Origin of the sequence: Streptomyces sp. NPDC020731 (genome assembly GCF_044334705.1) — a bacterium.
Lineage (GTDB): Bacteria > Actinomycetota > Actinomycetes > Streptomycetales > Streptomycetaceae > Streptomyces.
Genome location: NZ_JBIRTN010000007.1, coordinates 199,053 through 225,337, shown reverse-complemented (window position 1 = coordinate 225,337; position 26,285 = coordinate 199,053). Strand labels below are relative to the sequence as shown.

Genomic DNA, 26,285 nt, shown 5'->3' with positions numbered 1-26,285 from the left:
CTGTGCGACTGTCGAGTACAGCTAGCCATTGTGCCACACCCGGCGGGGCGCGCCTGACGGAGGGGTGGGCGCGCTTCACCGGCACCCGGCGGCGGCGCGGGCCGGGGTGGATCGCGCAGCCCGGCGTCTGCGGGACGCCGCGCCCGCCTGTGCCGCCCCAGCGGCACGACTGCCCGCGGTCGCGGCGCGAGCGACGGCATCCCGCGTCTCCGACACCCACGAGATGCCGGAGACGATCAGCTTGCCGCCGCTACTACTTCCGGGATCTGGAAGGGTTTGCCGCAGCCCCCGCAGACGATGGGGGCCTGGGCGAGGACCGAGGGGACGACACGGACGTTGCGGCCGCAGTCGCAGACGGCCTTGACGCGGACACCGCCCCCGGAGGAGCCGTGCCGTGCGGCCGGTCCGCGGAAGCTGCGGGCCGTGTCCCCCGCGGTCGCCGCGGAGTGGGCCTTCAGGGCGCGCTGGAGGCGCTCCGTCGTCGGGCGGTAGCGGCGCTTCGCCTCGGGAGTGAGCGTGACCAGTGAGAAGCCGCTGCTGGGGTGCGGTTCATCGGGATGGTCCAGGCCCAGCTCCTCGGCGATCGCGAGGAATCTGCGGTTGTGGTAGCGGCCGGCGCGGGATGTGTCGCGTACGCCGCGCGCGGCGGCGACGCCGTGGACTGCCTCGTGCAGCAGTCGTTCGAAGGAGAGTTCGTGACCGCACGCGGACGACGACTCCCCGATCAGGGACTCGGGCGCGGCAAGATCGGGCAGCTCGGGGTGGTACCGCTGAATGTCGGCCCACGCCTGCGCCAGCTCTGCGGCGAGAACAGGTGGTGTCTGTGTCGTGCTCACGTAATGACAACGAGCCTGGGTGCCTCTGTGTTCCGATTCCGGGGCATCCCAAATAATTTGCACGTACCCGTCAGTTGCCGCTGATGCGTCCTGACGAGTACGGGTGCGCTGATCTGCGGAGAAGCCTCGCAGCTCATCTCAAGGTGGTGCGTAGGCTGACGTACGCCCCGCGCGTGAGCGGTCTCCGCGCGCCGGTGCGCGTGAGGCTCGCGAATGCGCAAGAGGCGTTTCGGTCGCTCTCGCGGGGACATGGCGTCCGGCTCGGCGGGCCCGCCACGGGCGCGACGTTACCGGGTCCTCCCCCGGCACCGCGCACCGCCCCACCACAAGCCACTCCCGGTCCCGTCGACCTTGGCCGGAATCGGCGTACGGGTGCCTTCGCCATGGCGGACCGTACGGCCCGCGATCACCGGAATGTGAGTTCTTGCCACTGGCACAGGCGACTACCAAGCCGTCGCCGCATTCCACTGGACGACACGACGAGGGCGGAGTTTCCTGGCATACGGGGGGTGTGCGGGGCGCACTGCACGGGGGCCAGGGGATCGGACACTGCGGCAACTCTCGGCTGATTGGGGCGCTTACCTATGACACCTACGCTCGTGCGGCAGCACCTGCCTCGCACGGGGGCCGTCCCCCGTGCGGACCTGCGTGCACGCGCGCGTGACTGGTCCGAGATCCAGGAGCGGATGCTCGTACCGCTCTACGAGGCCGTCCACGAGCGACTGGCCGTGGGGCCCGCGACACGACTGCTCGGCCTCGGCTGCGGCTCCGGGCTGGCCCTGCTGATGGCGGCCTCGCGCGGTGCCGCGGTCACCGGTGTCGACACCTGTGCCGACCGGCTGGCCCTCGCCCGGGAGCGGTTGCTGCCCGACGTACGGGACGCACGCACGCGTGACGACACCCGGGTCGTCGTGCACGGCTCGCCCGCGCAGGCCGCCCGCACGGACACGTACACCGTGGTGACCGCCTTCCAGCCGATCGGCTGCCTCGCGGGCGACGCGGAGGGGCTGGGCGAGCTGCTCGCCGAGGCGGTGCCGCTCGCCGGGCACGGAGCGGCGGTGGTGCTGGCCGGCTGGGGCCCGCCGGAGCGGTGCGCCACGGCGTCCGTGCTCCGGGTGGCCACCGAACTGGCGGAGCCGCTGCGCGGCGCGGGCGCCTGGCGCCCCACGGGCCGCGACGACCTGGAACGGGTCGCCGCGCGGGCGGGGCTGCGGCCGGACGGCTCCGGGCGGGTGGCCTGCCCGTTCGGCTACGCCGACATGGACAGCGCGGTACGGGGCCTGAAGTCGACCGGCCTGTTCGACCCGGCGGTCACGGCCACGGACCAGGTGCAGGTCGACAAGGAGCTGACGGAGGCCCTCCACCCGTACCAGCGGCAGGACGGGACCGTGTGGATGCCGAACGTGTTCCGGTACCTCGTCGCGCGCGTGCCCTGAGAAACGCCGCCGGGGCGCCCCTCCGACGAGGGACGCCCCAGCGGCACACCGGCGAGTCGGCTCAGCCCATGAACTTCTTGAACTCGTCGGGCAGCTCGAAGTCCTTGCCGCCCTGCTGCGGCAGGCCGAAGGCGTTGCCGCCCTCCGCGGCGGCGGCGCGGCGCGCGGCCTCCTCCTGCTCCTGCTGCTTGCGCTTCATCGGGTTGCCGGAGCGCTGCTTGCCCTTGGCCTGCTTCTGCTTCTTCTTCGCCCGGCCCGGACCGCCACCCATGCCCGGCATCCCGGGCATCCCCGGCATGCCGCCGCCCTGAGCCATGCGGGACATCATCTTGCGGGCCTCGAAGAACCGCTCGACCAGGCCCTTCACCGCGCTGACCTCGACACCGGAACCCTTGGCGATACGAGCACGGCGCGAGCCGTTGATGATCGTCGGTTCCTGGCGCTCGGCCGGGGTCATCGACTTGATGATCGCGGCCGTGCGGTCGACGTCCCGCTCGTCGAGGTTGTTGATCTGGTCCTTGATCTGGCCCATGCCGGGGAGCATGCCGAGCAGCTTGGAGATGCTGCCCATCTTCCGGACCTGCTCCATCTGGGCCAGGAAGTCGTCCAGGGTGAAGTCCTGGCCCTTCTTCGACGCCAGCTTGGAGGCCATCTTCTCGGCCTCTTCCTGACTGAACGTCTTCTCCGCCTGCTCGATCAGCGTGAGCAGGTCACCCATGTCGAGGATGCGGGAGGCCATCCGGTCCGGGTGGAAGGCGTCGAACTCGTCGAGCTTCTCACCGTTGGACGCGAACATGATCGGCTTGCCGGTGATCTGCCGGATCGACAGGGCCGCACCACCGCGCGCGTCACCGTCGAGCTTGGAGAGCACCACGCCGTCGAAGCCGACGCCGTCGCGGAACGCCTCGGCGGTGTTGACGGCGTCCTGGCCGATCATCGCGTCGACGACGAACAGGATCTCGTCGGGCGAGACCGCGTCCCGGATGTCCGCGGCCTGCCGCATCATCTCCTGGTCGATGCCCAGGCGGCCGGCGGTGTCCACGATCACGATGTCGTGGACCTTGGTCCGCGCGAAGTCGACGGAGTCCTTGGCGACCTTCACCGGGTCGCCCACGCCGTTGCCCGGCTCGGGCGCGTAGACGGCGACTCCCGCGCGCTCGGCGACGACGCTCAGCTGGTTGACGGCGTTGGGGCGCTGGAGGTCGGCGGCGACCAGCACCGGCGAGTGGCCCTGTTCCTTCAGCCAGCGGCCGAGCTTGCCCGCGAGGGTGGTCTTACCGGCTCCCTGCAGACCGGCCAGCATGATCACGGTCGGCGGCTGCTTGGCGAAGCGCAGCCGACGGGTCTCGCCGCCCAGGATCGTGACGAGCTCGTCGTTCACGATCTTCAGCACCTGCTGGGCGGGGTTCAGCGCCTTGGAGACCTCGGCGCCGAGCGCGCGCTCCTTGACGTTCTTGATGAACGTGCGGACGACGGGCAGCGCCACGTCCGCTTCGAGGAGGGCGATGCGGATCTCACGCGCCGTGGCGTCGATGTCCGCTTCGCTCAAGCGCCCCTTGCCGCGCAAGTTCTTGAAGGTCGCTGAAAGGCGATCGGAAAGAGTATCGAACACGGCGGCGTCGGTCCTCGGAGTCGGAGACAGGCTGGGGAATCGCCCTCCAGGGTATCCCGGCGCGGCGGAACACCGGAGTGTCCTCACCCACGCAGCGTCTCCTCCAGTTTCCGCGCCATCGCCACGGCCTCCTCGGCGGGCAGGGGCGTGCCGTCGGGGCCGGTGACGTAGAAGGCGTCCACGGCGTTCGCGCCGAGCGTGGAGACGTGCGCGCTGCGCACCCGTACGGCCGCGTCCTCCAGCGCCCGTCCGATCCGGAACAGCAGCCCCGGCGCGTCCTGCGCGCGGACCTCTATCACGGTGGCGTGCCGGGAGGCGGCCGGGGCGACCGTCACGCGCGGCGGCGGGGCGACCACGCCCCGGCGGCGCGGGTAGGCGGCGTCCCGTTCGGCGAGGCGGCCGGCGATGTCCAGGGTGCCGTCGAGGGCGCGTACGAGGTCCGCACGGAGCCGGGCGGCCTGGGGCAGGGAGCCGTACTCGGCGGCGACCCGCCAGTCCAGCAGCAGCACGGAGCCGTCCACGCCGTCCGGGAGGTCCACCGCGCGCAGCTCGGCGGTCCGTACGGTCAGCCGGTGCAGGGCGAGCACCCCGGCCACGGCGGGCAGCACGCCCTCCTGGTCGGGCACGGCGATGCGCAGCTCCACGCCCAGCGGCTCGGGGTCGCCGGAGGGTTCGGTGGGCGGCTCGGCCCGGGCCCGCAGGGACAGCACCGGCGCGCCCGTGGCGACGGCCTCGATCGCGAGGCGCTCCTGTTCCGCGGTGGGCGCGGCTTCCTCGGGCCCCTCCGGGGCGCCCCCTGACAGCACGGCACAGACCCGTTCGATCAGGTCGGCGACGAGTGAGGCGCGCCAGGACGACCAGGCGGCCGGCCCGGTGGCGAGGGCGTCCGCCTCGGTGAGGGCGTGCAGCAGTTCGAGGGTGCCCTGGGTGCCGACGGCGTCGGCGACCGCGCGTACGGTGGCGGGGTCCTCCAGGTCACGCCGGGTGGCGGTCTCGACGAGCAGCAGATGATGGCGTACAAGTGCGGCGATCACGATGACGTCGTGCCGGTCGAAGCCGATGCGGGCGGCCACGTCCCTGGCGATGACCTCGCCGGCCACCGAGTGGTCGCCGGGCCAGCCCTTGCCGATGTCGTGCAGCAGCGCGGCGACCAGCAGCAGGTCGGGGCGGCTGACGCGGCGGGTGAACGCGGAGGCGCGCACGGCGGTCTCGATGAGGTGCCGGTCGACGGTCCACAGGTGCACGGCGTTGCGCTGCGGGCGGCAGCGCACCCGGTCCCAGTCCGGCAGCAGCAGGCTGACCAGGCCCTCCGCCTCCAGCGCCTCCCAGACCTCGACGGTGGGGCGCCCGGAGCCCAGCAGGGTGACGAGCTGCTCACGGGCCTCGGCGGGCCACGGTGCGGGCAGCGGGCGCGCGCCGGCCGCCATGCGCCGTACGGCGTGCAGGGAGAGCGGGAGTCCGGCCTGGGCGGCGGCGGCCGCGGCGCGCAGGGGGAGCACGGGATCGCGGTCGGGGCGCGCGGTGCGGGCGAGCACCACCTCGCCGTCCTGCTCCACGACCCCTTCGGCCAGCGGCGACCGCTCGGGGGCCTGCTTCCCACCCCCCAGCATGGCGCGCAGCCGGGGCCGTACCGCGCGGGAGCGCAGTACGCGTCCCACTTCGCGCCAGGTGACGTCCCCGGCGTAGGCGATGACCCGCGCGGCCTCGTAGACCTGCCGCAGCAGCGCGTCCGCGTCGAGCACGCCCAGTTCGGCCGCGACCTGGTCCTGTTCCTGGAGCGCGAGCCGGTCGGTGGCGCGGCCGGTCGTCAGATGCAGGGCGTCCCGTACGTCGAGGAGCCGGCGGCGGGCGTCGGCGAGGCCCTCGCGCGGGGCGTCGGCGAGCCAGGAGGCGGCGACGGCGCGCAGGGCGGTGGCGTCGCGCAGTCCGCCGCGGGCCTCCTTGAGGTCGGGTTCCAGGAGGTACTGCAGTTCGCCCTGGCGTTCGGCGCGTTCCTCGCACAGCTCCCTCAGGGCGGGGAGACGTTTCGGCGCCTGGTTGCGCCAGTCGGCGAGGACCACCGTGCGCAGTGACGTGGTGAGGCCGAGGTCACCGGCGATGTGCCGGGCGTCCAGCAGCCCGAGCTGCACCTTGAGGTCCTCGCCCGCTGTCCTGCGTGCCTCGGCCGGGGTGCGGACGGAGTGGTCGAGGGCGAGGCCCAGGTCCCAGACGGGGTACCAGAGGCGGTCCGCGAGGGCGGCGACCGCCTCGGGGTCGGTGCCGTCGTGCAGCAGGAGCAGGTCGAGGTCGCTGCGTGGGGAGAGTTCCGCGCGCCCGTAGCCGCCCACGGCGACCAGGGACACCCCGCGCGCCCCTTCGGCGCCCGCCGCGAACAGCCCGCCGAGCCAGTTGTCGGTGAGGTCCGCGAGGGCGGCACGGCGCGGCGGCCCGGACCGCGCCTTCTCGGTGAGAAGGCGCAGCCGGGCCGCCGCGTAGCCGCTGGGTCCCGAGTCCTCTGCCTCGTTGCGCATGTCCGTTCCCGTCACCCGGCGACTCCTGTTCCGTTCGTCCGCGTCAGAGCGCGTCCGGACCGCGCTCGCCGGTCCGCACCCGTACGGCCGTCTCGACCGGGATCGACCAGACCTTGCCGTCACCGATCTTGCCGGTGCGGGCCGCCTTGACCACGACGTCGATGAGCTGTTCGGCGTCGTCGTCCTCGACCAGTACCTCGATGCGGATCTTGGGCACCAGGTCGACGGTGTACTCGGCACCGCGGTAGACCTCGGTGTGGCCGCGCTGGCGGCCGTAGCCGCTGGCCTCGGTGACGGTCAGACCGTGCACTCCGAAGGCCTGCAGGGCCTCCTTGATCTCGTCGAGCCGGTGCGGCTTGACGACGGCGGTGATGAGCTTCATGCGTCCACCTTCTTGTTCTCGGCCGGGGCGGCGGGGGCGGTGGCCGCGGTGCGGGCCGCGCCGCCGCCGGCGCCGCTGAAGTCGTATGCGGTCTCGGCGTGCTCGGCCTGGTCGATGCCGGCCACCTCGTCGTCCTCGGAGACTCGCATACCGATGGTCCTGTCGAGGAGGAAGGCGAGGACCGCGGAGACGACCAGGGAGTAGGCGAGGACACCGAAGACACCGGCGCACTGCTTCCAGAACTGGTCCAGGCCGCCGCCGTAGAAGAGGCCCGCGACGTCGGACTGGCCCTTGCCGGTGGCGAAGAAGCCGATGAGCAGGGAGCCGAGGATGCCGCCGACGAGGTGGACGCCGATGACGTCGAGGGAGTCGTCGTAGCCGAACCTGTACTTCAGGCCGACGGCCATGGCGCACAGCACACCGGCGATGACGCCGACGGCGATCGCGCCGAGCGGGGAGACCGCGCCGCCGGCCGGGGTGATGGCGACCAGACCGGCGACCGCGCCGGAGGCGGCGCCCAGCGTGGTGAACGCGCCGTGGCGGATCTTCTCGTAGGCGAGCCAGCCGAGGACCGCGGCGCCGGTGGCGACCTGGGTGTTGACGAACATCAGGGCGCCGACGCCGTCGTCGTTGCCGAGCCAGGAACCGGCGTTGAAGCCGAACCAGCCGAACCACAGCAGACCGGCGCCGAGCATGACCAGCGGGAGGCTGTGCGGGCGCATCGGGTCCTTCTTGAAGCCGACGCGCTTGCCGATCACCAGGATCACACCGAGCGCGGCGGCACCGGCGTTGATGTGGACCGCCGTACCGCCGGCGAAGTCGATGACGCCCAGCTCGAAGGCCCAGCCGCCGGCGCCCCAGACCCAGTGCGCGACCGGGAAGTAGACGACGGTGGCCCACAGGGCGATGAACAGCGCCCACGCGGTGAACTTCACGCGGTCCGCGAGCGCTCCGCTGATCAGCGCGGGCGTGAGGACGGCGAACATCATCTGGAAGACCAGGAAGACGAAGACCGGGATGGTGTAGCCGTCCCAGAGTTCCGTCAGGCCGATGTCGCTCAGGCCGACCCAGTCGGAGTTCCAGCCGATGACGCCCCCGGAGTCGGTGCCGAACGCCATGGAGAAGCCGTACAGCACCCACAGGACGGTGACGATCCCCAGGCTGATGAAGCTCATCATCAGCATGTTCAGCGTGCTCTTGACGCGGACCATGCCTCCGTAGAAGAAGGCCAGGCCCGGGGTCATGAGCATCACCAGGGCGGAACAGATGAGCATGAACCCTGTGTTGGCGGCGGACAGCGTGGGCCCGTCTGCGGCCAGGGTGATGGCTGATGCCATCGGCGTCTCCTCGTCGTTGGTACGGCCCCGTGCGGGCGAAGCCTCGAGCGGATTGAGGGGTGGGCCGGTTATGCGCCATGAGATTGGCGCAGCGCCGTTTCGGTGGAAGCCCCTCGTTGTTTCGCCGCCGTGACGAAGGCACCCGGCGTGTTACGGGTCGATGAACTGCCGGATCCGGGGCGCGCCGATCGTTATCGTGGCGCAACCTTCGGTGCCCGGTGGTGAGCCGTGGCCGGGGAGGCACACAACCGGCCGCGGTCGGCCTCCGAATGACCTGGCATGGGGGAGCCGAGTCGGGCAGTTCGGGAGGGCCGGCCGCGGCCGGGGCCTGGCGGTACCTCGGGAGTGTCAGACCGCGTCCGCGGTCTCGGGCAGCTCGATCGCGAGCCGCTCGCTGAGTTCCACGACGTCGGCGAGGTCCCCGAAGTCGCGTACGGCGGTGTCGACCGTCTTTCGGATACGAGTGTTGACGCGCTCGGAACGGACCTTCTTGGCCGCCTTGATGGCGTCGGTGGCGAGAACCGCGCTCTGCTCGGGCTCGCTCTGCAGCAGATGGACGGTGGCCATGCCGATCAGGTTGAGGGCGTAGGAACGCTGGTGTTCGCCGCCCTCCTGGCCGAACAGCTCCACGGCCCGCCGCATCAGCGGCTCGGCGAGCGAGGCGTAGGTGGGGCTGCGGCCGGCGACGTAGGCGAGGTCGCGGTAGGAGTGGGAGTTCTCCGCGTACAGCTCGGCCTCGGAGAAGAAGCGGATCCAGTCGGGGTCGGGCTCGTCCCACTCGTCGGCCTCGGCGAAGGTGTCCTCGGCCATCCGCACCGCCCGCTTGCACCGGCCGGGCTGGCCCATGTTGGCGTAGGCGCGGGCCTCCATCGCATACAGCATGGACTGGGTGCGCGGGCTCGCGCAGTCCCGGCTGCCGTACTGCGCGAGGTGGATCAGCTCCAGGGCGTCCTCGGGCCGGCCGAGGTGGATCATCTGCCGGCTCATGTTGGACAGCACGTACGAGCCGAGCGGCCGGTCGCCGGCCTCCTTGGCGGAGTGCAGGGCGAGCACGAAGTACTTCTGCGCGGTGGGCTGGAGCCCGACGTCGTACGACATCCAGCCGGCCAGTTCGGCGAGTTCGGCGGCGACCTTGAACAGGCGCCGGGTGGCGGCCTCGGGCTGGGGCTCCTGGAGCAGGTCGGTCACCTCGTGCAGCTGTCCGACGACCGCCTTGCGGCGCAGGCCGCCGCCGCACTGGGCGTCCCACTGCCGGAACATCACGGTGGTGGTCTCCAGCAGGTCCAGCTCCGGCTTGGACAGCCGGCCGCGGGCGCGGGCGGCGGAGGACACCGGTTCGGCCTCGGGCCGGGCCGGCGTGGCGGACGGGGAGGGGACGAGCCAGCGCTGCATGGGCTCGATGAGGGACGGGCCCGCGGAGAGGGCCAGCGAGCTCCCGAGGAAGCCGCGCCGCGCCAGCATCAGGTCGCTGCGCGAGAACTCGCTGAGCAGGGCCACGGTCTGCGGGCCCGTCCAGGGCAGGTCGACACCGGTCGCGGAGGGTGCCGGGCGGGTGCTGCGCAGACCCAGGTCCTCGACGGAGACCACGACGCCGAAGCGTTCGGAGAACAGCTCGGACAGGATTCTGGGGATCGGCTCGCGCGGGTTCTCACCGTCCAGCCAACGGCGTACGCGCGAGGTGTCGGTGGAGATGTGATTGGCGCCCAACTGGCGTGCTCTGCGGTTGACCTGTCGGGCGAGTTCACCCTTGGACCAGCCGCTGCGGACGAACCACGACGCGAGCAGCCCGTTCGGACGCTTCTCCGTACTCGCAGCGTTCGTCCCGCTACCGCCGTTGCCGCTCACTGGAACGCCCCCATCCCTGAAGACCACTTGTCGCCGAGTGCGCCAAGCCCTATCAGAATGCCGGTCGTCGGGGCCGCCCGTCCGACGGTTGTCACCCTTCGAACGGAAAGCCGAGTTGCCTCCGGCATACCCACGAGTGCATGTGCCCCAAGAAGCCGTGCACACAAAGTAACCCTACGATCACCCGTCTCACCATGGCGGAACCGCAATCGCCACCATTCGCCACCCCTTCGAATGAACTCACCGTTGTCATCTCGCGATTCACTTGACACAGGACGACCAAGAGCGGATGCAGCGATGCGCTGAGGGGCGCGCACCGCCGGACGCACCACCCCGGGCGCTTCGAGGCGCTGGTTGAGCGGAGCCGCGTCGGGAAGTCGGAAACAGAGAGTCACATTCTGCATTCGCTACGTGACCATTGGCGCACCGGACCCGTTGGAGGGGGCATGGGCTTCACGATCGGTATCAGTCGGGGCATCCGCGACATCCGGTCCGGCACGCGTCGCCGGAGCCGCTCCTCGGACGGCACCGTCGTGGCGGAGTACACCGGACTGTGGGGCTGGGACGTGGTGCCGGGCGTCCGGGCCGCCGCGGGTGCCTGCTCCTGCGGCCGCGCCGACTGCGGGGCACCGGGCGCGCATCCGCTGGACCTCGCGCCGGTGATCCGCGCCGGGGCCCCGCTGGACGAGGCGACCGCGGTCTGGTCGGAGTTCCCGGGGGCCTCACTGATGCTGCCGGTCGGGCGGGCGTTCGATGTGATCGAGGTCGCGGAAGCCGCCGGGCGCCACGCCCTGGCCCGGCTGGAACGCATGGGCCTGCCGGTCGGCCCGGTCGCCGCCACCCCGGACGGCCGCGCCCACTTCTTCGTCGCCCCCGGCGCCGCCGCCGCGCTCCCCGAGCTGCTCTACCGCATGGGTTGGGACGACCCGGCCGCCCTGGACCTGCGCGGTCTCGGACCCGGTACGCACATCACGGCACCGCCGTCCGACCGGGGCGACCTGGGCCCGGTGCGCTGGCTCCGCTCCCCCGCCCTGGACTCGGCGTCCCACCGCCCGCCCGAGGCCCGCCTGCTGCTGGGCACGCTGGCGTACGTGGCGCACCGGTCGGGGGCGTAGACCTCCGGTCATCGGCCACGCGGCGACCCCGCGGACACCGGCACGGACCCGGCCACGCCGGACACCGGTCGAAGGACCGGTCCTGCGGACACCGTCAGAACGCGGTCCCGACGGACACCGGCCAGGGCCCCGGTCCTGCGGACACCGGTCGAAGGACCGGTCCTGCGGACACCGTCAGAACGCGGTCCCGACGGACACCGGTCGAGGACCCGGTCCTGCGGACACCGGGCAAGGGCGTGGTCACCCGGAGCCGGTGATCCGCCCTCCGGGGACGGCGAAGCGCCCGACCCCCGACCGGCTCGGGGGCGGGCGCTTCTCGCGTCTGCCGGGTTCTTCTCGGGCTCCGGGTGTCACTCCCCGATGAGGGCGTCCACGAACGCGTCCGGCTCGAACGGCGCCAGATCGTCCGCGCCCTCGCCGAGCCCGACCAGCTTGACCGGCACGCCCAGCTCGCGCTGCACGGCGATCACGATGCCGCCCTTGGCCGTGCCGTCCAGTTTGGTGAGCACGATGCCGGTGATGTCGACGACCTCGGCGAAGACCCGTGCCTGCACCAGGCCGTTCTGACCGGTGGTGGCATCGAGCACGAGCAGCACCTCGTCCAGCGGGGCCTGCTTCTCCACGACCCGCTTGACCTTGCCGAGCTCGTCCATGAGGCCGGTCTTGGTGTGCAGCCGGCCGGCGGTGTCGATGAGCACCGCATCGGCGCCCATCTCCTTGCCCTCCTTGACCGCGTCGAACGCGACGGAGGCGGGGTCACCGGCCTCCGGGCCGCGCACGGTGTGGGCGCCGACCCGCTCGCCCCAGGTCTGCAGCTGGTCGGCGGCGGCGGCACGGAAGGTGTCGGCGGCACCGAGCACCACGGTGTTGCCGTCGGCGACCAGGACGCGGGCGAGCTTGCCGGTGGTGGTGGTCTTGCCGGTGCCGTTGACGCCGACGACCATCACGATGCCGGGGCCGCCGGCCGCGTTCTCGGTGTGCACGGTGCGGTCCATCTCGGGACCGACCAGCGTGATCAGCTCCTCGCGGAGCAGCCCGCGCAGCTCCTCGGGGGTGCGGGTGCCGAGCACCTTCACGCGCTCGCGCAGTCGCTCGACCAGCTCCTGGGTGGGCTGCACACCGACGTCGGCGGTGAGCAGGGTGTCCTCGATCTCCTCCCAGGTGTCCTCGTCGAGGTGCTCGCGGGACAGCAGGACGAGCAGGCCCTTGCCCAGGGCGTTCTGCGAACGGGAGAGACGGGCGCGCAGCCGGATCAGACGGCCGGCGGTGGGCTCCGGGATCTCGATCTCGGGAGCCTCGGCGGCGGGCGGTTCCTCGATGACGACGGGACCGGCGCCCGCCGGAAGATCAACCTCCTCTATGGTGCGCCGCGGTTCCTCCCGCGGCGTCTCGGCCTCTTCGCCGACGTGCGGCTCGGCCGGGGGGGCGGTGATGTCGGGCGCGGCGGGCGGCGGCGGAGGCAGCGGCTTCTTGCGCCGGCTGCCGACGATGAGCCCGCCGAGCGTGCCGAGCACGACCACGGCGATGACTACAGCAAGGATGACGATGTCCATAACAGCCCCAGTATGGCGTGGTCTCTCGGGAGGCCGTTCGTTGTACGCGCGGGGCCGTCGGCCCCGCCGGGCCGGCCCGCTTTCGGCACCGTGCCGAGCGGGGAGCCCTCAAGGGTGGGGGCACAACGCGTCCGGTATCGGACGCGTGGGGTCCGCGAAGGCGACATGGACGCCTGGCCCCGGGAAACGCGCCGCCGCCCCGGCTCGGGCGGTGGCCCGGCCGGGACGGCGGTGAACAGTACGGGGAGAGGGGCAGCGGGGACTTGGGCCCTTCTCCCTGGGCTTGGCGGGCCGCTGCTCAGCCCATCTCCTCCAGCGCCTTGCCCTTTGTCTCCTTCACGAACTTCAGGACGAACGGGATGGAGAGCGCGGCGAAGACCGTGTAGACCACGTAGGTGGCCGACAGGTTCCAGTCGGCCAGCGAGGGGAAGCTCGCGGTGATGGCCCAGTTGGCGATCCACTGCGCGGCGGCGGCGACACCGAGGGCGGCGGCGCGGATCCGGTTGGGGAACATCTCGCCGAGCATGACCCAGACGACCACGCCCCACGACAGGGCGAAGAAGAGGACGAAGACGTGCGCGGCGATCAGGGCGACCCAGCCCTGGGTGGCGGGCAGCGATCCGTCGACGAGGTCGGCGGAGAAGGCCCAGGCCTCGAGGGCGAGGCCGATCACCATGCCGACGGAGCCGATGATCGCGAGCGGCCTGCGGCCGATGCGGTCGACGAAGATCATCGCGATGACGGTGCCGACGATGTTGATGATCGACGTGGTGAACGAGTAGAAGAACGAGTCCGTCGGGTCGACGCCGACCGACTGCCACAGCGTCGAGGAGTAGTAGAACGCGACGTTGATGCCGACGAACTGCTGGAACACCGACAGGCCGATACCGATCCAGACGATCGGCTTGAAGAAGAAGCTGCCGCCGAGCAGGTCCTTGAAGCTGGACTTCTCCTCACGGTGCATCGCCGACTCGATCTCGGTGACGCGGGCGGTCAGGTCGATGTCCTTGCCCTCGACCTCTTCGAGGATCCGCCGGGCACGCTCGTGCTTGCCGACGGAGATCAGGTAGCGCGGGGACTCGGGGATGGCGAAGGAGAGCAGGCCGTAGAGGACGGCGGGGACGACCATGACGCCGAGCATGACCTGCCAGGCCTCCAGGCCCATCAGCTCACCGCGCTGGTCGCCGTCGGAGGCGTTGAGGATGCCCCAGTTGACCAGCTGCGAGATGGCGATGCCGACGACGATCGCGGCCTGCTGGAAGGAGCCGAGCCGGCCGCGGTAGGCGGGCGGGGCGACCTCGGCGATGTAGGCCGGGCCGATGACGGAGGCCATGCCGATGGCGAAGCCGCCGACGACCCTCCAGAAGGCGAGGTCCCACAGCGCGAAGGGCAGCGCGGAGCCGACGGCGCTGATGGTGAACAGGACCGCGGCGATCTGCATGCACCGGATGCGGCCGATGCGGTCGGCTATCCGGCCGGCGGTCGCGGCGCCGACGGCACAGCCGATCAGGGCGATGGCGATGACCTGCGCGAGCGCGGCGGAGCCGACGTCGTAGCGGTCGCGGATGGCCTCGACGGCACCGTTGATCACGGAGCTGTCGTAGCCGAAGAGGAAACCGCCCATGGCGGCCGCCGCCGCGATGAAGACGACGTGCCCGAGATGTTCGGGGTGAGCCGCCTTGGCTCCTGACTGTGGTGCCTGCGATGTGCTGGTCACGTTGTACTCCTCGGGCCACCGGCAACATCGCCGGATGGGGGGTCAGCCCTTCGAGGTCCAACTGAAGGTACCTGAAGGTAAAAGCAACATTGCAGAGACTATGTCTTCAACTTTTGAAGTCAATAGGCGATGCCGTGTGAGCTTGGAGACGCATCGGAGGACAAAATGTTCAGAAGTTGAAGGCTTGGTGTCGCTCTAGCGCAGACGCTGGCTGATGACCTTGGACACGCCGTCGCCCTGCATGGAAACGCCGTAGAGCGCGTCGGCGACCTCCATGGTGCGCTTCTGGTGCGTGATCACGATCAGCTGCGAGGCCTCCTGCAGCTCCTGCATGATCCGGATCAGCCGCTGGAGGTTGGTGTCGTCGAGGGCGGCCTCCACCTCGTCCATGACATAGAACGGGCTGGGCCGCGCCTTGAAGATCGACACGAGCATCGCCACGGCGGTCAGCGACCGTTCGCCGCCCGAGAGCAGGGAGAGCCGCTTGACCTTCTTGCCGGGCGGACGCGCCTCGACGTCCACGCCCGTGGTGAGCATGTTGTCGGGGTCGGTCAGCACCAGCCGCCCCTCACCGCCCGGGAACAGCCGGGAGAAGACGCCCTCGAACTCGCGCGCGGTGTCCCGGTACGCCTCGGTGAAGACCTGCTCGACACGCTCGTCGACCTCCTTGACGACCTGGAGCAGGTCCGCGCGGGTCTTCTTCAGGTCCTCCAGCTGTTCGCTGAGGAACTGGTGGCGTTCCTCCAGCGCCGCGAACTCCTCAAGGGCGAGCGGATTCACCTTGCCGAGCTGCTGGTAGGCACGTTCGGCGGCCTTCAGGCGCTTCTCCTGCTCGGCCCGTACGAAGGAACGGGGCCGGTTGCGCGGATGCTCCGGATCCTCCGGCAGCTGTTCACCCTCGGCGGGGGGCGAGGGCGGCACCTGCTGGTGCGGGCCGTACTCCGACACCAGCCCGGCCGGTTCCACACCCAGTTCCTCCAGCGCCCTGGTCTCCAACTGCTCCATCCGCAGCCGCTTCTCGGCTCCTAGTACCTCGCCCCGGTGAACTGAATCCGTCAACTTGTCGAGTTCCGCCTTGAGGTCGCGTCCCTCGGTGCGGGCGCGGGCGAGTTCCTGCTCGCGGCGGGCCCTGGCGGCCTCGGCTGCGGTGCGCTCCCGGTCGGCGCGGACGAGGGAGACCTCGACGTGCGCGAGGAGCTGCCGGGCGCCGGAGGCGACGGCCCCGGCGACGGCGGCCTCGTGCCGCAGCCGGGCCAGGCGCTGTTCGGCACGCGCGCGTGCCTCGCGTTCCGCGCGGGCCGCGCGGTCCAGTGAGTCGGCCCGTCCGGCGAGCCCCTTGACCCTCTCCTCGTGCGTACGGACCTGGAGACGGGCCTCCATCTCGGTCTGGCGGGCGTTGGCCCCGTCGGCGGCGAGCCGGTCGCGTACGGCGGTGTCGGGTTCCTCCTCGAACGGCATCTCCTCGGCGACAGCGAGCCGCTCGGCGAGTTCCTCGGCGTCGGTGAGCGCCTTGTCGAGGGCCTCCTGTGCCCGGGTCGCGGCGGCGCCGGCCCGTTCCGCCTCCCCGGCGGCGCCGCGCGCCTGCCCGGCGAGCCGGCCGAGCTGCTGGGCGACGGAGGACTTCTCCCGGTCGGCGGCCCGGCGCCGCTCCCCGAGTTCCTCGACGAGGCCCGCGCCCTCCCGGCGCCGCCCGGCCGCAGCCTCCTGCGCCTCGGCCAGCTCCGCGCACCGTACGGCCAGCTCCTCCAGCTCGGCGGCGGCCTCGTCCACGGACGCCTGTACTTCCAGCAGGCTGGGGGCTCCTGCCGAACCGCCCTGCGCGAAGTGTGCGCCGAGCAGATCGCCTTCGGCGGTGACGGCGGTGAGATGGGGGTGGGCGCGGACGAGCTCCTCGGCGTCCTCCAGGGTCCCGACGACGACGATGCCGTGCAGCAGCCGTCGTACGGCCGGCATGAGGTCGGCGGGTCCGCTGACGAGGTGCTCGGCGGGGAGGAGGGAGGCGGGCGGGTCGGCGGCTGCGGGTGCGTCGGGGCCGGTCGCGTAGTTCCCCGCGCCCCTTTGAGGGGCCGGTGTTCCTGTCAGGAGCAGGGTCGCTCGGCCCGCGTCCTGTTTGCGCAGGAGGCGGATCGCCTCGGCCGCGGCGGACGGTGAGGTCACCGCGAGGGCGTCCGCCACCGTGCCGAACGCGGCCGCGAGCGGTACCTCGTAGCCGGCCGTCACCGCCAACAGCTCCGCGGCCGGGCCCAGCACCCCCATGAGGCGGTCCTTCGCGTCCAACAGGGCGCCGGTGCCGTCCTTGCGGCGCAGGCCGAGCGCCAGTGCCTCGTGGCGGGCCTGGGTCGCGGCGCGCTTTCGTTCCGCCGCGGTGACCGCCTCGCGGGCGGTGGTGAGGGCGGTCTCGGCCTCCGCGAGCCGCCGCTTGGCGTCCTCGTGCCGCTCGGCGAGTTCGGCGTCGCCCGCGTCGAGGCCGTCGACCTCGGCCCGCAGTGCCTCGTACTCCTCCTGCGCGGCGACGGCCCGCTCCTGGGCCTCGTCACGGGCGACGGCCAGCCGCTCGATCTCGGCCTGGGCGGCGGCGGCACGCGAACGGGCCGCTCCCGCCTGCCCCTTGAGCCGGGCGAGCCCCTCGCGCCGGTCGGCGATGGCCCGCGCGGCGTCCTTCAGCCGCCGCTCCTCCTGGGCGAGTTCGCGTTCCAGCTCCGCGCGGTGGGCGACCGTGTCCTCCAGCGCGTGTTCGGCGGCCTCCAGGGCGGCCTCAAGTTCGGCCTCCTGTTCCCGGATGCGCGCGGCCTCGCGCTCCATGTCCTCCGGGTCCCGGCCACGCCGCTCCTCGGGGGGCGCGGAGGTCGCGCTCTTCACACGCGCGTCGGCCAGCGAGATCGTGCCACGCACCCGCTCGGCGAGCTGGGAGAGCTCGTACCAGGTCTGCTGGGCACTTTGCAGCCGGGGAGTGAGCCGGCGTACCTCGTCCTCCAGCTGGGCCTCGCGCTGGAGGGCCTTCCTCAGTTCGGCCTCGGCCGTCTCCTTGCGCCCCTTGAGGGCGGCCTCGTCGGCGATCTCGGCCTGCAACGCCTCACGCAGCCGTACGAGGTCGTCGGCGAGCAGCCGCAGCCGGGCGTCGCGCAGGTCGGCCTGGATGACGGCGGCCCGCCGCGCGACGGCGGCCTGGCGGCCGAGCGGCTTGAGCTGGCGCCGCAGCTCGCCGGTGAGGTCCTGCACGCGGGCGAGGTTGGCCTGCATCGCGTCCAGCTTCCGCAGCGCCTTCTCCTTGCGCTTGCGGTGCTTGAGGACGCCGGCGGCCTCCTCGATGAAGGCGCGGCGGCCCATGGGGTCGGCGTGCAGTACGGAGTCGAGCCGGCCCTGGCCGACGATGACATGCATCTCCCGGCCGATGCCGGAGTCGGAGAGCAGTTCCTGGATGTCGAGGAGCCGACAGGTGTCGCCGTTGATCTGGTACTCGCTGCCGCCGTTGCGGAACATGATCCGCGTGATGGTGACCTCGGCGTACTCGATGGGAAGGGCGCCGTCGGAGTTGTCGATGGTCAGGGACACCTCGGCACGGCCCAGCGGGGGACGGCCGGTGGTGCCGGCGAAGATGACGTCCTCCATCTTGCCGCCGCGCAGTGACTTGGCACCCTGCTCGCCCATGACCCAGCTGAGCGCGTCCACGACATTGGACTTGCCCGAGCCGTTCGGACCCACGACGCACGTGATCCCCGGCTCGAACCGGAGCGTGGTCGCGGAAGCGAACGACTTGAAGCCGCGGAGGGTCAAAGCCTTGAGGTGCACGCCGCCGGACTCTACCCGCCGGGCAGATCTCACTCCATGAACGCACGGTTTCGCGGGTGAACGCGCAGGGCACACCAGACGTTGAAGACGGTGAAAGGATGCGCGGGCCAGCGAGCGCTGAGCGCCGTGCGCGGGGGCGCGGAGGCGGGAAAGAAAGAAGGGACGCCGGGGCGTCCCTTGCAGTTCTGACTGCTCGGCGGTGGTGACGGGCGGGCCCGACCACTGCTGTGTTGTTTGTGCAGCGGTGAAGTGATCAGCGGTGCAGTGATCAGGTGAGCGCAGGCTCCGCCTGGTGTGCGTCAACGCTCTCCATGATCCTGTCGTGAGAAGCGGCAGCCGCCAGCGCGTCCTTCTCCGCCTGGATCCTTACGAGCTCGGATTCCAGGTCCTGGACACGCCGCTGGAGCCGTCGCATCTCGGCGAGGAGTCGAGGGTCGGAGCCGCCGACGTAACCGAGAAGCGCCTTTGCCATGATGGATGGTCCTCCACAATGAGTGACCGACCGATGCGGTGTGGGTCGTGAGGGATTCGCACCCGCGGTGCTTGGCAGGCCTGGAGTTGTGCTGCCGTTCAGCCATGCCAAACAGCTAAGGTGCGCGGGGCTTTCAGCGTCTCACCAAAAAGTTTGAGGGTCAACACGATCACGCCCCGTATCGGCGGACAACCGGGTGCGCACGGCCGGCGAGCGGCGGCGGCGCGAGTCTCACGGGTCCTCGGGACGTGGCGATCATCTTGGCGGGCGGCGCCGCCCGCGGCAAGCCCTTCTCGGCAATCACCAGGACTTTTTCGTCGGGGAGAGCTCGTCGCGCGGATCGCCCGTGGCGTCCGGGGCCGCCCGAGCGGGCGGGATCAGCGGACGGCGAAACCCTCGTAGCCGCCGCGCGGTGTGTCCCAGATCTCGGTGACTCCGTCCACGCGTCCGGGCGTGTCGCCGGCCTGGAGCCAGTCGAGCAGCCCCTCGCAGCGTTCGCGGGCGCCCTCTGCGACCACCTGGACCCTGCCGTCGCCCAGATTGAGAGCAAAACCACTCAGGCCGCCGATCTCCAGCGCCTTCGCCCGGGTGAACCAGCGGAAACCCACACCTTGGACGCGTCCGCGCACCCAGGCGACCAGTCGCACATCCTCGCTCATGGCTGCAACTTAACCGGACGAAGTCACTGAGGGCACTCGGCCGTCAGTGACCATGCGGTAGCGTCCCCACCCATGAATCTCATATGAAACTCACTCGTTCGTGTGAGTTTCGTGATCGTCGAGTTTCGGGTTGGTCGCCAGCACGAGTCGACCGCATGGACGAGGAAGGCCAGGACATGGGACGCCACCGACGCTCCGCCGCCGGCCGCGCCGCCACGGGCCGCGCCACCGGGATCACTCATGACGCCCCCTACGACGGCGGCTCGTTTCCGAGCGGTGACCGGGGGGACGGCCCGCCCACGATGGGCACCGCGCCGTATCTGAACCCGCAGGCGTACGCGGAGACGTACGCGAAGAGCGAGGCCTATCTCTACGCGCCGGACGATCTCTACGCGCCGGACGGCGCCGGAACCCCCGCCGGGGGCGGCGACTTCACCCGCGGCGGCTTCCCGGGCGCCGACTTCTCGACGGGGCCGGACCGGATCGGACACGCCTTCGCCGGTGACGGCCTCGCGCCCGGCGACGACGCGCCTCGCACCGGCGGACCCCGGCGCCGGAAGAAGAAGGCCGCGACCCCGGTCCGTACCGGCCTGCTCGGGGTCTCCGCCGCGGTGGCCCTCGGCACGGTGGCGGTGGCCACGGGCGCGGTGCCCGGTCTGGAGAACTACCGGCTCGGCGGCGACAGCGCCCCCGGTGACAGCGTGCAGGCCGGGAACGCGCCGACCAACTCGCCCGGCGAGCAGGGCGGCACGTCCGGCAGCCTGGAGAACCAGAGCCGTGACGCCGGCACCCCGGCGAGCCGCGACGCCGAGCGCCCCACCTCACCCGAGCCGTCCGCGTCGGCGTCGGCCGCGCCGACGAAGACCCCGGAGAAGAAGACTCCGGAGAAGCCGGAGAAGAAGGAGACCGCGGCGGCCCCGGAGAAGACCGCGGAGGAGACGCCGTCCCGCAAGGCCACGCCGGAGCCGGAGAAGAAGACGAGCGGTCCGGTGGCCGGGTCGGCGGAGGCCGTCGCCGGTGCCGAGGTGCTCCGGCTGGTCAACGTGGAGCGTGCCAAGGTGGGCTGCAGTCCGGTCGTCGCGAACAGCGCGCTGACCGATCTGGCCACCGCGTTCAGCGACGACATGGCCGCCCGGGGCTTCTTCGACCACACCGACCCCGACGGCGACACCCCGTGGGACAGGGCCCGGACGGCCGGCATAAGCAACTTGGGCGGCGAGAACATAGCCCGGGGCCAGGCCGACGCCGAGGCCGTGATGCAGGCCTGGATGGACAGCCCCGGCCACAAGGCGAACATACTGAACTGCGACTTCAAGACGCTGGGCGTGGGTGTCCACATGGGGTCGGGCGGTCCGTGGTGGACCCAGAACTTCGGGTACTGACTTCCGGTTAGCGCAATCTGATGGCCAGCGCTGCTCTGGCGTAGGCTTGCTTTCATGACGACCGTGCGACGCCCGGAGGAGCAGGAGCTCCCCTTCAACGTGTTCGCCAAGGCCTGCCCGTCCCGCGGCACGCTGGAGCACGTGACCGGGCGCTGGGGCGCGCTGACCCTCGGCGCGCTCCACGAGGGCTCGCTGCGGTTCAACGAGCTGCGCCGCCGGGTCGACGGGGTGAGCGAGAAGATGCTCTCCCAGACGCTGCACGCGCTGGAGCGCGACGGGCTGGTGCACCGCGAGGCCCAGCCCACCAACCCGCCCCGCGTGGACTACGAACTGACCCCGCTGGGCCACGAGGTCACCCGGCGCCTGCTGTCCCTCATCCAGTGTGTCGAGGGCAGCATGGACGCCGTGCTCCAGGCCCGTGAGCGCTACGACGGGACGCGCGGCGCCCGCTGACACCTCGGGCAGAAGTAGCTGGACCGGTTCATCCACGCCCGCCGGCGCATCGGCGTACCGCAGCGGCGGCAGGGCAGACCCTCACGGCCGTACGCGTCCAGGGACCGGTCGAAGTAGCCGGACTCCCCGTTGACGTTGACGTAGAGGCTGTCGAAGCTGGTGCCGCCCACCGAGAGCGCGGCGTTCATGACGTCCCGGACATGGCCCAGCAGGAGCAGGGTGCGCGGGCGGGTGAAGCCGGCCGTCGGGCGCTCGTAGTGGACGCGGGCCCGCCACAGCGCCTCGTCGGCGTAGATGTTGCCGACGCCGCTGATCAGTGACTGGTCGAGCAGGGCCCGCTTGATGGTGGTCCGCCTGCGGCGCAGCGCCTGGTGGAACGCCTCCTCGTCGAAGAGCGGGTCGAGGGGGTCCCGGGCGATGTGCGCGATGACGTCGGGCAGTCCGTCGGGGGTGGTGTCGTGCAGCGACAGACCGCCGAAGGTGCGCTGGTCGACGAAGCGGAGCTCGGTGTCCAGGGCGTCGGTGAAGCGGACGCGGACGCGCAGGTGCTTCTCGTCCGGCGCCGTGTGCGGCTGGACCAGCAGCTGGCCGCTCATGCCGAGGTGGGCCAGGACCGACTGGTCGGTGTCCTCCAGGGGCAGCCACAGGTACTTGCCGCGGCGGCTGGGAACGCCGACGCGGTGCCCCTTGAGCCGGTGCGCGAAGTCGTCGGCGCCGGCGAGGTGACGGCGTACCGCGCGCGGATGCAGCACCTCGGCGTCGGCGACGGTCCGGTGGGCGACCCACCGCTCGAGTCCGCGCCGTACGACCTCGACCTCGGGCAGCTCGGGCATGGTGTCCCCTTCCAGGACCGGTGGACCGGGGGTGTCGTTCGGAGCGGGCCGACTTCAGGTGACGGCGCCTTGCCGCCGAACCGGGCGTGGGGGGAACCGGCGACCGACGACAATGCCGCCGGGGGCACCGCCCACGCCCTTCAGGCGGTGGGGAACGCGTGCCGGACCCCACGACCCCGGCGAGATCCGAACGGCACCCCGAACACCGAGCGCCCACCCCGGTGCGGGGCGGGCGCTCGGGTCGCGTTGTTCGTCAGGCGGAGGCCGACGGGGCGTCGGCGCTCTTCCCGGAGGCATCGGCTTCGGCGACCCGGACGGCCTCCTCGGCCTCCGCCGCCGCCTTGGCGCGCTCGTCCGCCGCGGCCCGGATGGACCGCCACGCGGACTCGGCGGCCTGCTGCTCCGCCTCCTTCTTGCTGCGGCCGGTGCCGGTGCCGTACGAGACGCCTCCGACGCGGGCGGCAGCGGTGAAGGTCTTCTCGTGATCGGGGCCGGTCTCCGTGACCAGGTACTCGGGCACGCCGAGTCCCTCGGTCGCGGTGAGCTCCTGGAGACTGGTCTTCCAGTCCAGGCCGGCACCGAGGTTCGAGGACTTCTCGATCAGCGGGTCGAACAGACGGTGCACCAGCTCCGCCGCCGAGTCCAGGCCCTGGTCGAGATAGACGGCGCCGATCACCGCTTCCAGGGTGTCGGCGAGGATGGAGGCCTTGTCCCGGCCGCCCGTGCCCTCTTCACCGCGGCCCAGCCGGATGAAGGAGCCCAGTTCGAGCCCACGGCCCACTTCCGCCAGCGCACGCGAGTTGACCACCGCGGCCCGCAGCTTGGCCAGCTGTCCTTCGGGCAGGTCGGGGTGGACGCGGTACAGCGTGTCCGTGACGACGAGGCCGAGCACGGAGTCCCCGAGGAACTCCAGCCGCTCGTTCGTCGGCAGACCGCCGTTCTCGTACGCGTAGGAACGGTGGGTCAGCGCACGCACCAGAAGGGCGGACTCGAGCCGGTAGCCGAGCCGCCCTTCCAGAAGCGTGTGGGACGAGGCCTGGTTGTCCGCTGAGTTCTTCTTCGGCGTCGACACAGTGCCTCTCACCAGCCGCTCAGACCTCGAGGACCTGGCGCTTGTTGTAAGTGCCGCAAGACGGGCACGCGATGTGCTGCAGCTTGGGCTCGTGGCAGCGCTCGCACGCAACCAGGGTGGGGACCGCAGCCTTCCACTGCGACCGGCGGTGGCGCGTGTTGCTGCGCGACATCTTCCGCTTCGGAACAGCCACGGCTACTTCTCCTGCTTCTCGTCGACGCCCGGTTCGGCGCCGCTCATCTCGTCCTTCTCGCCGTCCTTCATGGTGCCGGCGAGTCCCTGCAAAGCCGCCCAACGGATGTCGACGGCGTCGTGGTGATGGTCCGGGTCGTCCGCGAGCCGTGCTCCGCACTCGGAACACAGACCCGGGCAGTCTTCCCGGCACACCGGCTGCATCGGCAGTGCGAGCACCACCGCGTCGCGCAGCACGGGCTCGAGGTCGAACAGACCGTCCTCGAGATAGAGCCTGTCCTCGTCGTCCTCGGCGTCGTCGCCCGGTTCCGCGATCACGCGGCCCCGGTCGTCGGCGTCAGGGTACGAGAACATCTCCTGGAAGTCCGCTTCGAGCTCCTGCTCCAGCGGCTCCAGACACCTTACGCACACCCCCTCGGCCTTGGCACGGGCGGTGCCTGTGACGAGCACACCGTCCATGACCGACTCGAGGCGGAGTCCCAGCTCCACCGGGGTGCCTTCCGGCACTCCGATGACGTCCTTGATCCCGAAGTCCTTGGGAGCGTCGACCGTGCGGGTCAGGCGCTGCAGCGCACCGGGCCGCCGCCCCAGCTCGTGCGTATCGAACACGAGGGGGTTGCGGTGGTCGAGGCGGGCGTTCAGGGCCATTCCTGCTTTCGGTCTTCGAGCTCAGAGGTACCACTGCCCTGCGATGTTCCCGGGCAGCGTGGATCGCGGACGTAAGCGCGACCGAAGAGCCAGGATACTGGACCTTTCGCTCTCGGCCCAATCCGCCCCTACAGCCCCCGCTCGCGCTCGTAGGCCCGCAGCTGTTCGGGCGTGATCATGCTGGTGTCGAAGAGGCTGGTCTCGTCCAGGGCGTAGCCCTGCTGCTGGGCCTGCTGGGCCTGCTGGTCGTGCCCGGCCTGCTGCCCCTGGTTCGGGTCGTACGCCTGCCCCTGCGCGTCGTAGCCCTGGTACGCGGCGTACGGATCGGCCTGCTGGACGGGGGCGCCTCCCGCCGGAGCGTAGCCGGAGGAGTAGGCGTCCTGCTGTCCGCCGTACTGCTGCTGGTAGCCGGCGTACGGGTCCGGCTGCTGCTGATAGCCGTAGGCGGGCTCCGGCTGGGCGTAGCTCTGCTGCTGCGGCTCGGGCTGCCTGGCCGGGGCGGCGTCCTGCTCCGCGAGGGCCGCGAGGTCGGCGAGGTAGTCGGCGTCGCTGGAGTGCTGGACGGTCGTCGGGTCGTCGGCGAGGGCGCCGAGGTCGTCGGAGGCGATCCGGCCGTGCAGCTTCTGGCGGCCCCGGCCGACCGCCTCCAGGGTCTTGGCGAGGACCGCCTCGAAGGCACCGAGCTTGACGTCGACATACTCGTCGGCGGTACGGCGCAGGGTCTCCGGGTCGTGGCTGCGCTCGGGGGCGTCCTCGTCCTCGTAGCCCTGCTCGTCGAGGCCGGGGCCGGTGCCGAGCAGCTTCTCGCGGCCCCGACCGACCGAGCCGAGCGTCTTGGTGAGGACGACCTCGAAGTTGGCCAGCTTGGAGTCGACGTAGTCGTCGGCCTCCGCGCGGACCTCCTCGGCCTCCTTGCGGGCCTCCCCGAGGATCCGGTCGGCCTCGGACCGGGAGCGGCGGGCGACCTCGGTGTCGGAGATCAGGGAGCCGCGCTGCGCGTGCGCGCCCTCGATGATCCGCTCGGCCTCCTGGCGGGCCTGCTCGACCATCTGCTCCCGGCCGCCGATCAGTTCCTCGGCCTGGGCGAGGGAGTCGGGCAGCGCCGCACGCACCTCTTCGAGCATCGAGAGCAGTTCGGCGCGGTTGACCACGCACGAGGCCGACATGGGCATCGACCGGGCACTGGAGACCGCGGCGACGATCTCATCGAGCTTCTTCTGCACGTCCACCGTGTGCTCGCCACTCTCTACAGCTGTGTTGGAGACGGACGGGACGACTGTACGGCCACGGGCCGTCCGGTGGACACCGGACGGCCGTACGAACGGTCAGTCCTCGCGCAGGCGTTCGGTGAGGGCCGTCAGGACCTCCGGCGGCACCAGATGGGCGACGTCGCCGCCCCAGGCCGCGACCTCCTTGACGAGCGAGGAGGACAGGAAGCTGTAGGTGGGGTTGGTGGGGACGAAGAGGGTTTCCACGCCCGAGAGGCCGTTGTTCATCTGGGCCATCTGCAGTTCGTAGTCGAAGTCGCTGACCGCGCGCAGACCCTTGACGATGGCCGGGATCTCGCGCTGCTTGCAGAAGTCGACGAGCAGGCCGTGGAAGGCCTCGATCCGGACGTTGCCGTATTCGGCGGTGACCCGGCGGATCAGGTCGATCCGCTCCTCGATCTCGAACAGGCCCTTCTTGGACTGGTTGATCATCACCGCGACGTAGACCTCGTCGTACAGCCGGGAGGCCCGGGCGATGATGTCGAGGTGTCCGTTGGTGATCGGGTCGAACGACCCGGGGCATACGGCGCGGCGCACTTGTGATCCCTCGCTCTCCGGTCCGGTCATCGTGCGTCTTCGCACGTAGAGGCGGCGCGACCGTACCAAAACGTTCCCTCGCCGTAGCGGCGGGCCCGGATCGCCTCGAAGCCGGTCGGCCAGACGAATTCCCCGCCTCGGGTGCTGCGCTCCACGGTGACGAGGGCTTCTTCGGCGAGCCAGCCCTGCGAGCGGAGTGTGAGCAGAATCTCGCGAAGACCGTCGTCCGGGACGGCGTAGGGCGGGTCGAGGAAGACGATGTCGTACGGCTCCTGCGGGGGCGCGGTGCGGATGATCTGTTCCGCTTTGCCTGATCCGACCTCGGCGCCGGGCAGCCCGAGCGACTTCACGTTCTCCCGGACCGTGCGGACGGCGCGGGCGTCGGCCTCGACGAGCAGGACGTGTCCGGCGCCGCGGGACAGGGCCTCCAGGCCGACGGCGCCGGAACCGGCGTACAGGTCGAGGACGCGTTCGCCGTCCAACGGGCCGCCGAGCAGGGACTGCCAGGTGGAGAAGAGGCCCTCGCGCGCACGGTCGGAGGTCGGGCGGGTCCCCTGTCCCGGCGGAACGGCCAGGCGACGTCCGCCGGCCGCGCCGGCGATCACGCGAGTCATGTCCTCGGTCCTTGTCGGTGTGT

22 protein-coding genes are annotated in these 26,285 nt (G+C 71.4%); 4 read left to right on the top strand and 18 right to left on the bottom strand.

The features are described from left to right. Nucleotides 1–236: 236 nt before the first annotated feature. Nucleotides 237–836, bottom strand: coding sequence for a hypothetical protein (locus ACH4VX_RS13240; RefSeq protein WP_398367493.1), 600 nt, complete (start codon nucleotides 834–836; stop codon nucleotides 237–239). A gap of 584 nt (nucleotides 837–1,420) precedes the next feature. Here ACH4VX_RS13240 and ACH4VX_RS13235 point away from each other — a divergent pair. Continuing rightward, entirely contained in the window at nucleotides 1,421–2,272 is an 852-nt protein-coding gene (locus ACH4VX_RS13235; RefSeq protein WP_398367492.1) for a methyltransferase domain-containing protein, read from the top strand. Between the two features lie 61 nt (nucleotides 2,273–2,333). Here the strand turns inward: ACH4VX_RS13235 and ffh are convergent, their stop codons facing one another. The 5 genes from ffh to ACH4VX_RS13210 all read right to left on the bottom strand — a co-directional run bounded on the left by ffh (nucleotide 2,334) and on the right by ACH4VX_RS13210 (nucleotide 9,958). Next, the gene (gene ffh / locus ACH4VX_RS13230; RefSeq protein WP_398367491.1) at nucleotides 2,334–3,884 is read right to left on the bottom strand and encodes a signal recognition particle protein; all 1,551 of its coding nucleotides are present in this window, start codon (nucleotides 3,882–3,884) and stop codon (nucleotides 2,334–2,336) included. Nucleotides 3,885–3,967: 83 nt separating this feature from the next. Then, nucleotides 3,968–6,394 carry a [protein-PII] uridylyltransferase gene (locus ACH4VX_RS13225; RefSeq protein WP_398367490.1) on the bottom strand — a complete coding sequence of 809 codons (2,427 nt, stop codon included), beginning with the start codon at nucleotides 6,392–6,394 and terminating at the stop codon, nucleotides 3,968–3,970. A gap of 43 nt (nucleotides 6,395–6,437) precedes the next feature. Beyond that, the gene (locus ACH4VX_RS13220; protein WP_030231663.1) at nucleotides 6,438–6,776 is read right to left on the bottom strand and encodes a P-II family nitrogen regulator; all 339 of its coding nucleotides are present in this window, start codon (nucleotides 6,774–6,776) and stop codon (nucleotides 6,438–6,440) included. Continuing rightward, a complete protein-coding gene (locus ACH4VX_RS13215; protein WP_398367489.1) occupies nucleotides 6,773–8,113 on the bottom strand; it encodes an ammonium transporter in 1,341 nt (446 codons plus the stop codon). The genes ACH4VX_RS13220 and ACH4VX_RS13215 overlap by 4 nt, the downstream gene beginning before the upstream one ends. 348 nt (nucleotides 8,114–8,461) lie before the next feature. Next, nucleotides 8,462–9,958, bottom strand: coding sequence for a hypothetical protein (locus ACH4VX_RS13210; protein ID WP_398367488.1), 1,497 nt, complete (start codon nucleotides 9,956–9,958; stop codon nucleotides 8,462–8,464). 446 nt (nucleotides 9,959–10,404) lie between these two features. Between ACH4VX_RS13210 and ACH4VX_RS13205 the strand changes: the two genes are divergently transcribed. Then, nucleotides 10,405–11,073, top strand: a complete 669-nt coding sequence (locus tag ACH4VX_RS13205; protein WP_398367487.1) for a bifunctional DNA primase/polymerase — start codon at nucleotides 10,405–10,407, stop codon at nucleotides 11,071–11,073. A 350-nt stretch (nucleotides 11,074–11,423) separates the two neighbouring features. Here ACH4VX_RS13205 and ftsY read toward each other — a convergent pair whose 3' ends face one another. The 5 genes from ftsY to ACH4VX_RS13180 all read right to left on the bottom strand — a co-directional run bounded on the left by ftsY (nucleotide 11,424) and on the right by ACH4VX_RS13180 (nucleotide 19,263). Next, nucleotides 11,424–12,626, bottom strand: coding sequence for a signal recognition particle-docking protein FtsY (gene ftsY / locus ACH4VX_RS13200; RefSeq protein ID WP_398367486.1), 1,203 nt, complete (start codon nucleotides 12,624–12,626; stop codon nucleotides 11,424–11,426). Between the two features lie 298 nt (nucleotides 12,627–12,924). Beyond that, a complete protein-coding gene (locus tag ACH4VX_RS13195; RefSeq protein ID WP_398367485.1) occupies nucleotides 12,925–14,343 on the bottom strand; it encodes a sugar porter family MFS transporter in 1,419 nt (472 codons plus the stop codon). A gap of 195 nt (nucleotides 14,344–14,538) precedes the next feature. Then, entirely contained in the window at nucleotides 14,539–18,132 is a 3,594-nt protein-coding gene (gene smc, locus ACH4VX_RS13190; RefSeq protein ID WP_398367484.1) for a chromosome segregation protein SMC, read from the bottom strand. 268 nt (nucleotides 18,133–18,400) lie between these two features. Next, nucleotides 18,401–18,604 carry a hypothetical protein gene (locus tag ACH4VX_RS13185; RefSeq protein ID WP_398367483.1) on the bottom strand — a complete coding sequence of 68 codons (204 nt, stop codon included), beginning with the start codon at nucleotides 18,602–18,604 and terminating at the stop codon, nucleotides 18,401–18,403. Between the two features lie 377 nt (nucleotides 18,605–18,981). Next, on the bottom strand, nucleotides 18,982–19,263 hold the full coding sequence (locus ACH4VX_RS13180) for an acylphosphatase (protein ID WP_398367482.1): 282 nt from the start codon (nucleotides 19,261–19,263) through the stop codon (nucleotides 18,982–18,984). 176 nt (nucleotides 19,264–19,439) lie between these two features. On the opposite strand from ACH4VX_RS13180, the gene ACH4VX_RS13175 reads away from it, so the two are divergent. Both ACH4VX_RS13175 and ACH4VX_RS13170 read left to right on the top strand, forming a co-directional pair. Next, nucleotides 19,440–20,645, top strand: coding sequence for a CAP domain-containing protein (locus tag ACH4VX_RS13175; RefSeq protein ID WP_398367481.1), 1,206 nt, complete (start codon nucleotides 19,440–19,442; stop codon nucleotides 20,643–20,645). Between the two features lie 54 nt (nucleotides 20,646–20,699). After that, nucleotides 20,700–21,098: a winged helix-turn-helix transcriptional regulator gene (locus ACH4VX_RS13170; protein WP_398367480.1), complete on the top strand. Its 399-nt coding sequence runs from the start codon at nucleotides 20,700–20,702 to the stop codon at nucleotides 21,096–21,098. Here ACH4VX_RS13170 and mutM read toward each other — a convergent pair. The 7 genes from mutM to rsmD form a co-directional block, all read right to left on the bottom strand. Beyond that, the gene (gene mutM, locus ACH4VX_RS13165) at nucleotides 21,071–21,931 is read right to left on the bottom strand and encodes a bifunctional DNA-formamidopyrimidine glycosylase/DNA-(apurinic or apyrimidinic site) lyase (RefSeq protein ID WP_398367479.1); all 861 of its coding nucleotides are present in this window, start codon (nucleotides 21,929–21,931) and stop codon (nucleotides 21,071–21,073) included. The two genes, ACH4VX_RS13170 and mutM, sit on opposite strands and share 28 nt — an antisense overlap. A gap of 253 nt (nucleotides 21,932–22,184) precedes the next feature. Continuing rightward, nucleotides 22,185–23,003, bottom strand: a complete 819-nt coding sequence (gene rnc, locus ACH4VX_RS13160; protein WP_398367604.1) for a ribonuclease III — start codon at nucleotides 23,001–23,003, stop codon at nucleotides 22,185–22,187. A gap of 19 nt (nucleotides 23,004–23,022) precedes the next feature. Further along, a complete protein-coding gene (rpmF, locus tag ACH4VX_RS13155) occupies nucleotides 23,023–23,196 on the bottom strand; it encodes a 50S ribosomal protein L32 (protein ID WP_007493396.1) in 174 nt (57 codons plus the stop codon). A 2-nt stretch (nucleotides 23,197–23,198) separates the two neighbouring features. Then, the gene (locus ACH4VX_RS13150; RefSeq protein WP_398367478.1) at nucleotides 23,199–23,843 is read right to left on the bottom strand and encodes a YceD family protein; all 645 of its coding nucleotides are present in this window, start codon (nucleotides 23,841–23,843) and stop codon (nucleotides 23,199–23,201) included. 128 nt (nucleotides 23,844–23,971) lie between these two features. Continuing rightward, nucleotides 23,972–25,072 (bottom strand): cell division initiation protein, encoded by a 1,101-nt coding sequence (locus ACH4VX_RS13145; RefSeq protein ID WP_398367477.1) that lies wholly within the window; start codon nucleotides 25,070–25,072, stop codon nucleotides 23,972–23,974. A gap of 96 nt (nucleotides 25,073–25,168) precedes the next feature. Further along, nucleotides 25,169–25,648, bottom strand: coding sequence for a pantetheine-phosphate adenylyltransferase (gene coaD, locus ACH4VX_RS13140; RefSeq protein ID WP_398367603.1), 480 nt, complete (start codon nucleotides 25,646–25,648; stop codon nucleotides 25,169–25,171). A gap of 26 nt (nucleotides 25,649–25,674) precedes the next feature. Then, nucleotides 25,675–26,262, bottom strand: a complete 588-nt coding sequence (rsmD, locus tag ACH4VX_RS13135) for a 16S rRNA (guanine(966)-N(2))-methyltransferase RsmD (protein WP_398367476.1) — start codon at nucleotides 26,260–26,262, stop codon at nucleotides 25,675–25,677. Nucleotides 26,263–26,285 lie beyond the last annotated feature (23 nt).

Coding starts and splice junctions, on each gene's coding strand:
- ACH4VX_RS13235 (WP_398367492.1), top strand. CDS start 1,421: ATGACACCTACGCTCGTGCGGCAGCACCTGCCTCGCACGGGGGCCGTC.
- ACH4VX_RS13225 (WP_398367490.1), bottom strand. CDS start 6,394: ATGCGCAACGAGGCAGAGGACTCGGGACCCAGCGGCTACGCGGCGGCC.
- ACH4VX_RS13220 (WP_030231663.1), bottom strand. CDS start 6,776: ATGAAGCTCATCACCGCCGTCGTCAAGCCGCACCGGCTCGACGAGATC.
- ACH4VX_RS13215 (WP_398367489.1), bottom strand. CDS start 8,113: ATGGCATCAGCCATCACCCTGGCCGCAGACGGGCCCACGCTGTCCGCC.
- ACH4VX_RS13205 (WP_398367487.1), top strand. CDS start 10,405: ATGGGCTTCACGATCGGTATCAGTCGGGGCATCCGCGACATCCGGTCC.
- ftsY (WP_398367486.1), bottom strand. CDS start 12,626: ATGGACATCGTCATCCTTGCTGTAGTCATCGCCGTGGTCGTGCTCGGC.
- ACH4VX_RS13185 (WP_398367483.1), bottom strand. CDS start 18,604: ATGGCAAAGGCGCTTCTCGGTTACGTCGGCGGCTCCGACCCTCGACTC.
- ACH4VX_RS13180 (WP_398367482.1), bottom strand. CDS start 19,263: ATGAGCGAGGATGTGCGACTGGTCGCCTGGGTGCGCGGACGCGTCCAA.
- ACH4VX_RS13175 (WP_398367481.1), top strand. CDS start 19,440: ATGGGACGCCACCGACGCTCCGCCGCCGGCCGCGCCGCCACGGGCCGC.
- ACH4VX_RS13170 (WP_398367480.1), top strand. CDS start 20,700: ATGACGACCGTGCGACGCCCGGAGGAGCAGGAGCTCCCCTTCAACGTG.
- mutM (WP_398367479.1), bottom strand. CDS start 21,931: ATGCCCGAGCTGCCCGAGGTCGAGGTCGTACGGCGCGGACTCGAGCGG.
- ACH4VX_RS13150 (WP_398367478.1), bottom strand. CDS start 23,843: ATGGCCCTGAACGCCCGCCTCGACCACCGCAACCCCCTCGTGTTCGAT.
- rsmD (WP_398367476.1), bottom strand. CDS start 26,262: ATGACTCGCGTGATCGCCGGCGCGGCCGGCGGACGTCGCCTGGCCGTT.